Below are 12,852 nucleotides of genomic sequence, written 5' to 3' on the forward strand. Positions count from 1 at the left end.
CATTCGTTTTCCCATCTTTCTCCAGCCCACTGGCTGCGCGAGGCGTTCTGATGAAAAAAGTGTTGTTGCTCAATGGTGGCAAGAAATTCGCTCACTCCGACGGTCGTTACAACGCCACTCTGCACGAAACCGCGCTGAGCGTGCTGGATCGCGGCGGTCTGGATGTCAAAACCACGTTCATCGACGAGGGCTACGACGTCGCTGAAGAAGTGGCGAAATTCCTCTGGGCCGACGTGATCATTTATCAGATGCCGGGCTGGTGGATGGGCGCGCCGTGGACCGTGAAAAAGTACCTCGACGAAGTCTTCACCGAAGGCCATGGCAGCCTCTATGCCAGCGATGGTCGCACCCGTTCCGATGCGTCGCAGAAGTACGGCAGCGGTGGTCTGATTCAGGGCAAGCAATACATGCTGTCGCTGACCTGGAACGCACCGCAGCAGGCGTTTGACGACCCGAGCGATTTCTTTGAAGCCAAGGGTGTGGATGCGGTGTACTTCCCGTTCCACAAGGCCAACGAGTTTTTGGGCATGAGCGGGCTGCCGACGTTTCTCTGTGTGGACGTGATGAAGCGGCCGAACATCGAGAATGATGTGGCGCGGTATGAGTCGCATCTGAAACAGGTGTTTGCTCTCAAGGCTTGATGGATTTCAGGCTACTATCGAATGGCTTGGCCTGATCCTGTGGCGAGGGAGCTTGCTCCCGCTGGGCTGCGCAGCGGCCCTCGCTTTTACCTGAACCGCAGGGGAGCGCTTCGCACTCCAGCGGGAGCAAGCTCCCTCGCCACAATGAATACGCATTCGATAGAGAATTTCCGTGAAAGCCAGATCCGATGAGTTGCAGATTTTCGTCTGCGTGATCGAGTGCGGTTCGATTTCCGCCGCTGCCGAGCAGGTCGGCCAGACCCCCTCGGCGGTCAGCCGCACACTGTCGCGGCTGGAAGCCAAGCTCGACACCACGCTGATCAACCGCACCACGCGGCGCATGGACCTGACCGAGGAGGGCAAGTATTTCTTCGAGCAGGCCAAGCTGATTCTCGATCAGATGGATGCGCTTGAAGAGCGACTGTCCTCACGCCAGCAAACCCCGTCCGGACGCCTGCGGATCAACGCCGCGTCGCCCTTCATGCTGCACGCCATCGTGCCGTACATCGACGAATTCCGTGGCCTGTACCCGGACATCCAGCTCGAACTCAACAGCAATGACCTGATCATTGACCTGCTGGAACAAAGCACCGACGTCGCCATCCGCATCGGCACCCTTGCCGATTCGACCTTGCATGCGCGCTCACTGGGTTGCAGTCCGCTGCTGATCGTCGCCAGTCCGGCGTATCTGGAGCAGCACGGCGCGCCGCAGCAGGTCGCCGACTTGAGTGACCACACCCTGCTCGGCTTCACCCACAACGAAGGCCTCAACCAGTGGCCGCTGCGCTACGTACATGGCGACCGTTGGCCAATCACCCCGGCGATCAGTGCCTCCAGCGGTGAGACCGTGCGCCATCTGGCGCTGGAAGGCCAGGGCATTGCCTGCCTCTCGCACTTCATGACCATCGACGACATCCGCGCCGGGCGCCTCAAGGTGCTGCTGGCGGAATTCAACAGCGGTTATCGCCAGCCGATCAACGCGGTGTACTACCGGAACTCGCAACTGGCGCTGCGCATTCAGTGCTTCCTCGATTTCATCCAGAGCAAACTCGCGGCGTACGCCAGTGCGGATTTCAAGGGCTGATTCGTGACCCCTGCGCAACATTGATTTGGGCGAGGGCGGGTTTTTCCATCGGGGTGACCGGTCGATACTCGCTGCATCACTTATTCACGCAGGGAGTTTCTCCATGAACGTATTCATCACCGGCGCCGCCGGTTTTATCGGCGGCTCGATCGCCACCGGCCTGGTCCAGGCCGGGCACCGTGTCACGGGCCTGGTGCGCAGCGCCGAACAGGCTGAAGAACTGAAAGCACTGGGCATCACCCCGGTGATCGGCACCCTCGAAGACAGCACATTGCTGGCTGAACAGGCCCGCGCCGCCGATGCGGTGATCAACGCCGCCAGCAGCGACCATCGCGGCGCGGTCGAAGCGTTGCTCGATGCCCTGCGCGGTTCGAACAAAGTGTTCCTGCACACCAGCGGTTCGAGCATCGTCGGCGATGCCTCGGGCGGCAAGTCCAGCGACGTCATCTACTACGAAGACAACCTGCCGGAACCCACCGTCGACAAGGCGGCCCGCGTGGCGATCGACAACCTGATCCTCGCCGCCGCACAGGACGGGGTGAACTCGGCAGTGATCTGCAACACGCTGATCTACGGCCACAGCCTGGGCGTCAATCGCGACAGCGTGCAGTTGCCGCGTCTGCTCAAGCAAGCGCGCAAAAGCGGTGTGGTGCGCCACGTCGGCACTGGTCAGAACATCTGGTCCAACGTGCACATCGAAGACGTCGTCGCCCTGTACCTGCTGGCGCTGAGCAAAAACGTCCCGGGCACCTTCTACTTCGTCGAAAGCGGCGAAGCCTCGTTCATCGACATGACCACTGCCATGGCCGAAGCGCTGAATCTCGGCGAGCCACAAGACTGGCCGCTGCAAGATGCCGAAGCCGAGTGGGGCTACGAAATGGCCAACTACGGCCTCGGCTCCAACAGCCGCGTACGCGGCAAACATGCTCGTGAACTGCTGGGCTGGGTACCGAAGCGTACGTCGGTGGTGGACTGGATTCGTAACGAGATGGTGTGAGTTCACGCTGCACCGCATCAAGCCCTTCGCGAGCAGGCTCGCTCCCACAAATAGAACGTATTCTGACTGAAGCAATGCGATCAACCTGTGGGAGCGAGCCTGCTCGCGAAAGCGCTGGATCAAACAACACAAAAGTTGAATGGCACGCCGTCATCGTCCGTTTTTTTGTCCCGTTACCCCCCATAAACACAGCGGCTGCCAGTGGAATTTGATTTTTAGCGAGGACTTCGCCGGGTGCTCGGGAAATTACCGACTAGGCTGCTACCCCGGTGCAACGAAGGCGGCTGCTATGAATGTCGCCCACAACGTTTTGCAGGCGTGAGGCTCGTTTCAGGACTCCGTCAGCGGCGTGCAGTCGGCGGTCGGCAGCGGCGCACTGTGTATTGCATTGGTGACGACTCGACCAGAGGTTTGCCCGGTCATGACATTGACGTTGCAGCACGCCAGCGTGCTCTGGAAATTCCTCGGTGCGGGGCGCCAACACAGCCCTTGTGAACTGATCGTGGTCTGCGGCTCTTACGACCTGCGGGTCTGCGATTACGCTTGCCAACTGTTGAAAGACGGTGTGGCGCCTCACTTGTTGTTCACCGGCAATACCGGCAACTGGACCAGACATTTGTGGGAACGCACCGAAGCCGATATTTTTGCCCAACGCGCCTTGGCGCAAGGGGTGACGGCGCAGCAGTTCACCCTGGAAACCCGCGCGACCAATTTTGCCGAAAACATTGCGTTTGCCCGGGCGATGTTTCCCGACGTACGCCGTGCGACCTTTCTGACCAAACCCAATTCGATCCGGCGCGTGGCGTTGACCCTGCCCGTGCAGTGGCCCGGACTGGAAGCCTTTGTGGATGCGCCGTCGTTCGGTTTTCCCGATGACGTCAGCAACCTGATCGGGGTCTTGGGCCTGATCAACGAAATGGTCGGCGATGTACATCGCATCATGGTTTACCCTGCGTTGGGTTTTCAGGTCGAGCAGGTCATCCCCGAAGAGGTTCAGGTGGCCTGGCGGTATCTGGTGGAGCAAGGCTTCGATCACCATTTGATCAAGGGCAGGAGTTGACGCTGACTCCCGCCGGGAGACAGACATGCAGTACGACACGCTGATCCGCAACGCCACCGTTATCGATGGCAACAACACGCCCGGCTACCGTGCCGATGTGGCGATTCTCAACGGGCGCATCGAGCGCATCGGCGACCTGCACGATGCTCGCGCCACGGAGGAAATCGACGCCGCCGGCCGCGTGCTCGCCCCGGGTTTCATCGACGTGCACACCCACGACGACACCGTGGTCATTCGCCAGCCGCAGATGCTGCCCAAACTCAGCCAGGGCGTAACCACGGTGATCGTCGGCAACTGTGGGATCAGCGCCTCGCCGGTCAGTTTGAAAGGCAATCCGCCGGACCCGATGAACCTGCTCGGCAGCGCAGCGGCGTTCGTCTATCCACGTTTCAGCGATTACCGCGCCGCCGTCGAAGCGGCGAATACCACGTTGAACGTCGCCGCACTGGTCGGCCACACCGCGCTGCGCAGCAATCACCTCGACGACCTGTTCCGCACCGCCACGCCTGACGAAATCACCGCCATGCGCGAGCAGTTGCGTGAAAGCCTTGAGTCTGGCGCGCTCGGTTTATCCACAGGCTTGGCCTACGCCAGCGCCTTTAACGCCTCCACCGACGAAGTGAAGCAACTGACCGAAGAACTGACGGCATTCGGCGCGGTGTACACCACCCACCTGCGCAGTGAGTTCGAGCCGGTGCTGGAGGCGATGGAGGAAGCGTTCAGCATCGGCCGTCACGCGCGATCCCCGGTGATCATCTCCCACCTCAAATGCGCCGGCGTCGGCAACTGGGGGCGTAGTCCGCAGTTGCTCGCATCGCTGGAAGCAGCGGCGAAAACCCAGCACGTGGGCTGCGATTGCTATCCCTACGCGGCGAGTTCTTCGACGCTGGATCTGAAGCAAGTCACCGATGCTCACCGCACCACCATCACCTGGTCGACGCCGCATCCTGAAGTCAGCGGCCGAGACCTGATCGACATCGCCGCCGAATGGAAGGTGCCACTGCTCGAAGCGGCCAAACGCCTGCAACCGGCGGGCGCGGTGTACTACGGCATGGACGAGGCCGATGTACGAAAAATCCTCGCGCATCCATTGTCGATGGTCGGGTCTGACGGACTGCCGGAAGACCCGTTCCCGCACCCACGCCTGTGGGGCGCTTTCCCACGAGTGCTCGGACATTTCAGTCGTGATGTCGGGCTGTTTCCGCTGCACACCGCCGTGCACAAGATGACCGGCCTGTCGGCGGCGCGTTTTGGCTTGAAAGGGCGCGGCGAGATTCGTGAAGGCTATTGGGCGGATCTGGTGCTGTTCGATCCTTTGACGGTGCGAGATGTGGCGGATTTCCATGATCCGCAGCGGCCAGCGCAGGGGATTGACGGGGTGTGGGTCAATGGCGTGTTGAGTTATCGCGACGGACAGGCGAACGGTCGTCGGGAAGGACGATTTCTGGCGCGGAACGGGGATTTGCGCGAAGGGTTTCATTGATTGCCAGGCCCCTTGTAGGAGCTGCCGAAGGCTGCGATCTTTGATCTGTGTCTCATAGTGGCACTCTGAGATTAAAGAATGTCGAAACCAAGCCGAATTGCTGACATCCAGCCCAGCTAAACTCTTGGGCCAACCAGTCAGGGAGCACCCCATGAGCTTCGGCAAAACCACCCCGATCCTGCGGATCTTCGATGAAGCCAAGGCGTTGGAATTTTACGTCGACTTCCTCGGCTTCAAGATCGACTGGCAGCATCGTTTCGAAGCGAACTTCCCGCTGTATCTGCAGGTGTCCCGTGGCGAGTGCGTGTTGCACCTGTCCGAGCATCATGGCGATGCGACCCCGGGTTCGGCGTTGCGTATCGAGACCGACGAACTGGAGGCTTTTCAGCAGCAGTTGCAAGCCAAGGATTACAAGTTCTCGCACCCACAGATTCAGGCGATGCCGTGGGGCAGTCAGGACATGACCATTGCTGACCCGTTTGGTAATCGGTTGGTGTTTACCAACGCGATCAGTGCCTGAGTCGAGCCATACAAAAAAGCCCGCGGCTAAACCACTAAGGTCTGGCTGCGGGCTTTTTCGTTATTCGGTCGGCACTAATTTATCCAGTACGCGATTGACGGCGATTTCCGCCACCATCACCACCTGCGCGATGCCTTGCAGGGTCTTGCGGTGTGAGCCTTCAAGCAGGCCGGCAAAGTCGTTGAGCATCACGGTGGCCGAGCCCAGGGTTTCGCTGGCGTCGGCCAGCAACGGTTCGGTGCCGCTGGCCGGGTTGGCCATGTAGAGACGATTGGGCTGGTACGGGGTGGCCATGATCGCGGGCGTCGGTGGGCCGAGGTAGTGGTCGAGGGCGCGCTCGGCGGCTTCGTGGAATTTCCTTGAATCGGGGGATTCGTAGGGGGAGGCCGGACCGGTGTCCGGTGGGTTTGGCGTAACTTTGAACATAGGCTGTGTTCCCGTCATTGAGCGCCAGCCCCTTTGCTACTAAACGAAAGGGTGGCAGCTGTACGCAGGTTAGTAGACCGGGGAACTCAGCTTAAGCCGGCGCGCCGAAGCGCCCTACGTACAGCCACCATCAAGCTCAGGTACGAGAGCACCTGTGATGAATGTACGACCAGCAGAATTACCACGGGCTACTAAACCCGATCACTGGAAATCAGTGACGGACTCAAGTTACCGACGGCCTCCAGGGCGCACAAGCCGGCGGATTCTGGCGTAGCCGTAGGCAGCGGCGCAAGGATTTGTAGGCAGTAGGGCGTAACACTGAGTGTCTTTAAACACGGGGACTGCAGTGGGTTTATCCGGCTGCTGAAATTGAGGAATTGTCTGTCGGATTGAGGTATGGCAACTGGCGCCTTCGCGAGCAGGCTCGCTCCCACAGGGGATTTATGTCGTACACAGAATCTGCATCCACTGAAGATCCACTGTGGGAGCGAGCCTGCTCGCGAAGAGGCCGGCAGCATCACCCCCGATGCATCTGCCGAAACTCCCCCGGCGGCATCCCGCGCCGGCTCTTGAACGTACGATGAAACGACCTCGGCTCGGTAAACCCCAGATACTGCGCAATGTCCTGAATCGGCAACGTGCTGTTGAGCAAATAATGCTCCGCCAGTTCCTGACGCAAATCATCGAGAATCTGCTGATACGACGTCCCCGCCTGATGCAACTGGCGTTGCAACGTGCGCACCGACACCGCGAGCTGCTCGGCCACCTGTTCCTTGCGCGGCAAGCCTTCCTTGAGCAACTGACGCAGGATGCTTTTGACCCGCTGCTCCAGCGATGCATCCTCCAGCGTCGCCATCAAGCCCATCGCGTGTTCTTCCAGCGTACGCAGCAATTGCGCATCGGCCTGGCGCAGCGGTAATTGCAGATACGCCAGTGGCACGATCAGCGCCGAATACGCCTGCTCGAACAGCACCGGGCAATCGAAAAACGCTTCGTACTGCGCCTGGGTGGCGTCTGGCGGGCAGGGGTGTTCCAACCATACGGCGGCGGGCGACATCTGTGTGTCGGCGATCCAGCGCGCGTATTGCAGCCACGAGCCAAGAACGTTTTCCACCAGATGCCGGCGGATTCGCGGACGCTCGTAGCGGCAAGTCCAGATCAGGTGCACGTGACCGTCCTGCACTTCGGCACGGCTGACGCCCATGTCGCCCACCAGTTTTTCGAACGGCATGATCCGGCTCATCGCATCGCCCAGGGTCGCGCAGTTCATGGTGATGTAACCGAGCACGCTCCAGGAATTGGGCAGGACGAAGTTTGCCGCGTTGAGACCAAACAGCGGATCGCCCGAGTGCTCGCAAAAATAATCGAGCAGGCGCTCATGGGTTTCGCCCGGCAGGCGCAGGCTGTTGTCGCTCAGTTGCTGCGCCTGCAATCCGGCTGCCGCCAACGCCGGCTCGATGGCCATGCCCAGTTGCTCGGCATGGCGCACGTATTTGAGCAGCGGCGGAACCGAGGTGAAGCCGAGCGATTGCATGATCCGAATCCCTTGATCAAGGCCTGCGTGAGCGAATGAATGCCTGAAAGGTAATTTGAAACCCCGACTAAAGTAAATGGCTGGCACTTGCGCGACGTTTGACTCAATTGGCTACTCGAACTGGCCGGATGCGACCGTGACACTTTGCGGCCGCTGACTAGTATGGAGGCCTGCCACATCACTGATCAGACTGCAGAAGAAGGACACACGCATGCGACGCTGGAACGGCTGGGGAGAGGCAACAACGGTGGTCGAACTGCCGGCCCAGGGCGCGACTTTTCTCCATGAACGACTGGGAGCCGGGCACGTGTTGCCCGATGCCACGCTGGAGTCGGCATTGACACGGGTGCCGGTCTCACGGCTGGCGGCGCACACCTTGTACAGCGTTGATGCCCATGATCGTCTGCTGCACGCCCGGGGCCAGAGCCTGCCGGACTGGCTGGCGTTGCGCGAAGGCGCGCTGGGCATCTATCCCGATGCGGTGGCGTTTCCCGAGACTGCCGAGCAGGTCCGCCAGTTGCTGGCGCTCGCCCATGAGCAGGACCTGTGCCTGATTCCCTACGGCGGCGGCACTTCGGTAGCCGGGCACATCAACCCGCCGGATTCGCCGCGACCGGTGGTGACTGTGTCGCTGGCGCGGATGAATCGTCTGATCGACCTCGACGAGCAGAGCCAATTGGCGACGTTCGGCCCCGGCGCCAGTGGCCCGCAGGTGGAAAGTCAGCTGCGCGCTCGCGGCTACACGCTGGGGCATTTCCCGCAGTCGTGGGAGCTGTCGACGCTGGGCGGATGGGTCGCCAGTCGCTCCAGCGGTCAGCAGTCGTTGCGCTACGGGCGCATCGAGCAATTGTTCGCTGGCGGCACCCTGGAAACCTTTGCCGGGCCGTTGGAAACTCCGACCTTCCCTGCCTCGGCGGCGGGGCCTGATCTGCGCGAAGTGGTGCTCGGTTGCGAGGGCCGTTTCGGGATCATTTCCGAGGTCAAAGTTCGGGTCAGTCCGCTGCCCGCCGATGAGCGTTTTTACGGAGTGTTCCTGCCCAGTTGGAGCAAGGCGCTGCAAGCGATCCGCCAATTGGCCCAGGCGCGAGTGCCGTTGTCGATGCTGCGTTTGTCGAACGCGGTGGAGACCGAAACCCAACTGGCGCTGGCCGGGCATCCGCAGCAGATCTCCTGGCTGGAGAAGTACCTGAACCTGCGCGGCGCCGGTGAAGGCAAGTGCCTGCTGACCTTCGGCGTGACCGGCAACCGTCGGCAAAACGCGCTGTCGCTGAGCCAGGCGCGGCAGCATCTGAAAGCTTTCGGCGGCGTGTTTACCGGCACCTTGCTCGGCAAGAAGTGGGCGCAGAACCGCTTCCGTTTCCCCTACCTGCGCGAGAACCTGTGGAACGCCGGCTACGTCGTCGACACCCTGGAAACCGCCACCGACTGGAGCAACGTCGATAATCTGCTCAACCTGATCGAAAACAGCCTGCGCGATGCCTTGGCGGCGCAGGGTGAACGGGTGCATGTGTTCACCCATCTGTCCCACGTCTACGGCGAAGGTTCGAGCATCTACACCACTTACGTTTTTCGCCCGGCGGCGGATTATCCGGCGACGCTGGCGCGCTGGCAGGTGCTCAAGCACGCGGCCAGCCAGACCATCGTCGACAACAACGGCACCATCAGCCACCAGCATGGGGTCGGCAAGGATCACGCGCCGTACCTGCCGCGCGAAAAAGGCGCGCTGGCGATGGATACCTTGCAGGCGCTGAGCAGGCACTTCGATCCGGCCGGGCGCCTCAACCCCGGCACGCTGATGCAGGAGTGACGATCATGCCCCCGGACTGGAACGCCGCGTGGCGCCAGCAAACCTTGCCGACATTAGCCGACGCAAGCTGGGATCTGATCGTGATTGGCGGCGGCATCAGCGGTGCTGGAATTCTGCGCGAAGCGGCACGGCGTGGCTGGCGTTGTCTGCTGCTGGAGCAACGGGATTTCGCTTGGGGCACCTCTAGCCGATCGTCGAAAATGGTTCACGGCGGTTTGCGTTACATCGCCAAGGGCCAGTGGCGCCTGACCCGCGATTCGGTGCGCGAGCGTCAGCGTCTGCTCGACGAAGCGCCGGGACTGGTGGAACCGATGAGTTTCATGATGCCGCACTATCGCGGCGGCTTTCCCGGGCCGCGTGTGCTCGGTGGCTTGTTGTCGGTTTACGACGCGTTGGCCGGACGCCGCAGCCATCGTTTTCATGACGCGCAGCAACTGCGTTTTCTCGCGCCGGGGGTGAAGGAAAATCACCTGCTCGGCGGTACCTGTTTTGTCGATGCGCTGACCGATGACGCGCGGCTGGTGATGCGCGTGTTAAGCGAAGCGCGGGCCGATGGCGCAGTGGTGCTTAACGGGGTGCGCGTCGAACACTTGCTGCGCGAAGACGGGCGGGTGTGCGGGGTTCAGGTCGAAGATTGCGAAGCGGGTGGATCGCTGCAATTGCGTTGCGGCGTGCTGGCGGTGGCGACGGGCGCGTGGGCTGAGCGTTTGCGTTTGCCCGAGGCACCGCGACAACTACGGCCATTGCGCGGCAGTCATCTGCTGCTGCCGGGCTGGCGTTTGCCGGTGGCGCAGGCCTTCACTTTTTTGCATGAGCGCGACCGTCGGCCAGTGTTCGTTTTTCCCTGGGAAGGGGCGACGGTGGTTGGCACCACCGACCTCGATCATCGCGAGAATCTGGATCAGAGCGCGAGCATCAGCGCCGACGAACTCGACTATCTGCTGGCGGCTTGCACGCAACAATTTCCAGGTGCCGAAGTGACGGCGAGCGATGTGCTGTCGACCTGGTCCGGCGTACGTCCGGTGGTCGGCAGTGCGGCGGGTGAACAGCAAGGCAAGCCGTCGAATGAAACCCGTGAACATGTGCTGTGGCAGGAGCCGGGGTGCGTCACGTTAGCCGGCGGCAAACTGACGACGTTTCGCCCGCAAGCCGTCGAAGTGCTCAAGGCCTGTGCCGACATGCTCGGTCGCTCTTTCGAAGATGATGGCGCCGCCGTTTTTGCCGCCGTAGCGCCACTGCCGATCCCCGGACTCAGCCCGCAACAGTGGCGACGTCTGGCCGGACGCCACGGTCGCGACCTGCCGCGACTGGCGCAGTTGATCGCCGAGTTGGGCCACGAAACAGTCGGCAACACCGACACCTTGTGGGCCGAACTGGCCTTCGCCTGTGAGGCGGAAATGGTGCTGCACCTCGATGATCTGTTGCTGCGCCGCACCCGACTGGGTCTGTTGCTGGCGCGCGGTGGCGAAGCGCATTTCGCCGCCATCCGCCAACTCTGCCAGCCCCGCCTGGGTTGGGACGATGCACACTGGCAGCAAGAGCTGCAGCGTTACCGGGCGTTGTGGCAACGCCATCACGGTCTGCCGGATGCCACGCCTTGATGCCCCTTGAAGAGAGCGCCATGGATAACCACTCGAACAAGCGCTACCTGCTGGCGATCGACAACGGCACCCAGAGCGTGCGCGCATTGCTTTTCGATTTGCAGGGCAATCTGCTCGGTAAAGGCAAGGTCGAGTTGCAGGCCTACTACTCGACGCAACCGGGCTGGGCTGAGCAGGACCCGGACTATTACTGGGCGAAACTCGGCGAGGCTTGCCAGCAGGTATGGGCGCAAACCGGGATTGATCGCTCGCAGATTGCCGGGGTGTCGCTGACCACTCAGCGCGGCACGGTGATCAACGTCGATGCTCAGGGCAAGCCGCTGCGCCCGGCCATTCTGTGGCTCGATCAGCGCCAGAGCGACGTCGAGGGCGGGATCAAGGGACTGTGGGGCTGGCTGTTCAAACTGGTCGGCGCGCAGGCCACCGTGGATTATTTTCGTGCTCAGGCCGAGGCCAACTGGATCGCCCGACATCAACCGGAAATCTGGGCAGCGACCGACAAGTTTTTGCTGCTCTCGGGGTTTCTCACCCATCGTTTGTGTGGGCGCTTTGTCGACTCGGTGGGTTGCTGCGTCGGCTATCTGCCGTTCGACTTCAAACGCCTGAAATGGGCCGCGCCCAGTGACTGGAAATGGCAGGCGCTGGCGGTGCGTCCCGAGCAATTGCCGACCTTGCACAAACCCGGCGAAACCCTCGGCTACATCAGCGCCGAAGCTAGCCGTCACACGGGGATTCCCGAGGGCTTGCCGCTGATTGCGGCGGGCGCTGACAAGGCCTGCGAAGTGCTCGGTGCCGGCGTGGTCGATGCGAGCACTGTGTGCCTGTCCTACGGCACCACGGCGACGATCACCAGCACTCGCTCGCGCTATCTGGAAATCGTCCCGCTGATCCCGCCGTACCCCTCGGCGGTGCCGGATCAGTACAACTGCGAGGTGATGATTTATCGCGGTTACTGGATGGTCAGCTGGTTCAAGAACGAGTTCGGCCTGCGCGAGATGCAGCAGGCAAAAGAGCAGGGCATTGAACCCGAGCAACTGTTCGATGCGCTGGTCAACGCGGTGCCGCCGGGATCGATGGGGCTGATGCTGCAACCGTATTGGTCGCCGGGGATTCGTGAGCCGGGTGTCGAAGCCAAAGGCGCGATGATCGGCTTCGGCGACGTGCACACCCGCGCGCATATTTACCGGGCGATTCTGGAAGGGCTGGCGTATGCGTTGCGACAGGGCCTCGAGAACATCGAGAGGCGTTCGAAGGTGTCGGTCAAGCGTCTGCGGGTGGCCGGTGGCGGTTCGCAAAGTGATGCGGCGATGCAGCTGACGGCGAATATTTTTGGCCTGCCGGCGGAGCGCCCGCATGTGTACGAAGCGTCCGGGCTGGGCGCGGCGATCTGTTGTGCGGTTGGGTTGGGCTTGTATGCGGATTTCCCCACGGCAATCGCCGCGATGACCCGCGTCGGGACGGTATTCACCCCGCAGCCCGAGGCACAGCAGGTCTATGAGCGTTTGTACAACGAGGTGTACCTGCGCATGTATCGCCAGCTCAAGCCGCTGTACCAGAGCATCCGCAAAATCACCGGTTACCCCGCCTGAAAAAACACCACCAATCCCCTGTAGGAGCTGCCGAAGGCTGCGATCTTTTGATCTTGTTTTTACAAAATCAAAGTCAAAAGATCGCAGCCTTCGGCAGCTCCTACAGGGGC

General features: G+C 61.5%; 11 protein-coding genes. 9 read left to right on the forward strand and 2 right to left on the reverse strand.

The annotated features are described in order from the left end of the window. Positions 1-50 precede the first annotated feature (50 nt). From LOY52_RS03635 to LOY52_RS03660, 6 genes are all read left to right on the forward strand, one after another. Complete coding sequence (locus LOY52_RS03635; protein ID WP_258678224.1) at positions 51-641, forward strand: NAD(P)H-dependent oxidoreductase; 591 nt, start codon at positions 51-53, stop codon at positions 639-641. A 172-nt stretch (positions 642-813) separates the two neighbouring features. Beyond that, positions 814-1,725, forward strand: a complete 912-nt coding sequence (locus LOY52_RS03640) for a LysR family transcriptional regulator (RefSeq protein WP_123587338.1) — start codon at positions 814-816, stop codon at positions 1,723-1,725. Between the two features lie 103 nt (positions 1,726-1,828). Further along, positions 1,829-2,722 carry an NAD-dependent epimerase/dehydratase family protein gene (locus tag LOY52_RS03645; RefSeq protein ID WP_258678226.1) on the forward strand — a complete coding sequence of 298 codons (894 nt, stop codon included), beginning with the start codon at positions 1,829-1,831 and terminating at the stop codon, positions 2,720-2,722. A 421-nt stretch (positions 2,723-3,143) separates the two neighbouring features. Continuing rightward, a complete protein-coding gene (locus LOY52_RS03650; protein WP_258678228.1) occupies positions 3,144-3,782 on the forward strand; it encodes a YdcF family protein in 639 nt (212 codons plus the stop codon). 25 nt (positions 3,783-3,807) lie between these two features. Next, the gene (locus LOY52_RS03655) at positions 3,808-5,265 is read left to right on the forward strand and encodes an amidohydrolase family protein (RefSeq protein ID WP_258678229.1); all 1,458 of its coding nucleotides are present in this window, start codon (positions 3,808-3,810) and stop codon (positions 5,263-5,265) included. A 151-nt stretch (positions 5,266-5,416) separates the two neighbouring features. Next, complete coding sequence (locus LOY52_RS03660) at positions 5,417-5,785, forward strand: VOC family protein (RefSeq protein ID WP_258678231.1); 369 nt, start codon at positions 5,417-5,419, stop codon at positions 5,783-5,785. 60 nt (positions 5,786-5,845) lie between these two features. Here LOY52_RS03660 and LOY52_RS03665 read toward each other — a convergent pair whose 3' ends face one another. Together LOY52_RS03665 and LOY52_RS03670 are read right to left on the reverse strand one after the other, a co-directional pair. Continuing rightward, positions 5,846-6,211 (reverse strand): DUF6124 family protein, encoded by a 366-nt coding sequence (locus tag LOY52_RS03665; RefSeq protein ID WP_258678233.1) that lies wholly within the window; start codon positions 6,209-6,211, stop codon positions 5,846-5,848. Between the two features lie 517 nt (positions 6,212-6,728). Next, the gene (locus LOY52_RS03670) at positions 6,729-7,745 is read right to left on the reverse strand and encodes an AraC family transcriptional regulator (protein ID WP_027614133.1); all 1,017 of its coding nucleotides are present in this window, start codon (positions 7,743-7,745) and stop codon (positions 6,729-6,731) included. A gap of 211 nt (positions 7,746-7,956) precedes the next feature. Between LOY52_RS03670 and LOY52_RS03675 the strand changes: the two genes are divergently transcribed. Genes LOY52_RS03675 through LOY52_RS03685 form a run of 3 tightly spaced genes read left to right on the forward strand, consistent with a single transcriptional unit; the run spans position 7,957 to position 12,742 of the window. Further along, positions 7,957-9,552 (forward strand): FAD-binding oxidoreductase, encoded by a 1,596-nt coding sequence (locus LOY52_RS03675; protein WP_258678236.1) that lies wholly within the window; start codon positions 7,957-7,959, stop codon positions 9,550-9,552. Between the two features lie 5 nt (positions 9,553-9,557). After that, entirely contained in the window at positions 9,558-11,153 is a 1,596-nt protein-coding gene (locus tag LOY52_RS03680) for a glycerol-3-phosphate dehydrogenase/oxidase (protein WP_258678238.1), read from the forward strand. Between the two features lie 20 nt (positions 11,154-11,173). Continuing rightward, positions 11,174-12,742, forward strand: coding sequence for an FGGY-family carbohydrate kinase (locus LOY52_RS03685; RefSeq protein ID WP_258678239.1), 1,569 nt, complete (start codon positions 11,174-11,176; stop codon positions 12,740-12,742). Positions 12,743-12,852: the final 110 nt, after the last annotated feature.

Source organism: Pseudomonas sp. B21-051 (genome assembly GCF_024748795.1).
Lineage (GTDB): Bacteria > Pseudomonadota > Gammaproteobacteria > Pseudomonadales > Pseudomonadaceae > Aquipseudomonas > Aquipseudomonas putida_A.

Coding starts and splice junctions, on each gene's coding strand:
- LOY52_RS03635 (WP_258678224.1), top strand. CDS start 51: ATGAAAAAAGTGTTGTTGCTCAATGGTGGCAAGAAATTCGCTCACTCC.
- LOY52_RS03645 (WP_258678226.1), top strand. CDS start 1,829: ATGAACGTATTCATCACCGGCGCCGCCGGTTTTATCGGCGGCTCGATC.
- LOY52_RS03650 (WP_258678228.1), top strand. CDS start 3,144: ATGACATTGACGTTGCAGCACGCCAGCGTGCTCTGGAAATTCCTCGGT.
- LOY52_RS03655 (WP_258678229.1), top strand. CDS start 3,808: ATGCAGTACGACACGCTGATCCGCAACGCCACCGTTATCGATGGCAAC.
- LOY52_RS03660 (WP_258678231.1), top strand. CDS start 5,417: ATGAGCTTCGGCAAAACCACCCCGATCCTGCGGATCTTCGATGAAGCC.
- LOY52_RS03665 (WP_258678233.1), bottom strand. CDS start 6,211: ATGTTCAAAGTTACGCCAAACCCACCGGACACCGGTCCGGCCTCCCCC.
- LOY52_RS03670 (WP_027614133.1), bottom strand. CDS start 7,745: ATGCAATCGCTCGGCTTCACCTCGGTTCCGCCGCTGCTCAAATACGTG.
- LOY52_RS03675 (WP_258678236.1), top strand. CDS start 7,957: ATGCGACGCTGGAACGGCTGGGGAGAGGCAACAACGGTGGTCGAACTG.
- LOY52_RS03680 (WP_258678238.1), top strand. CDS start 9,558: ATGCCCCCGGACTGGAACGCCGCGTGGCGCCAGCAAACCTTGCCGACA.
- LOY52_RS03685 (WP_258678239.1), top strand. CDS start 11,174: ATGGATAACCACTCGAACAAGCGCTACCTGCTGGCGATCGACAACGGC.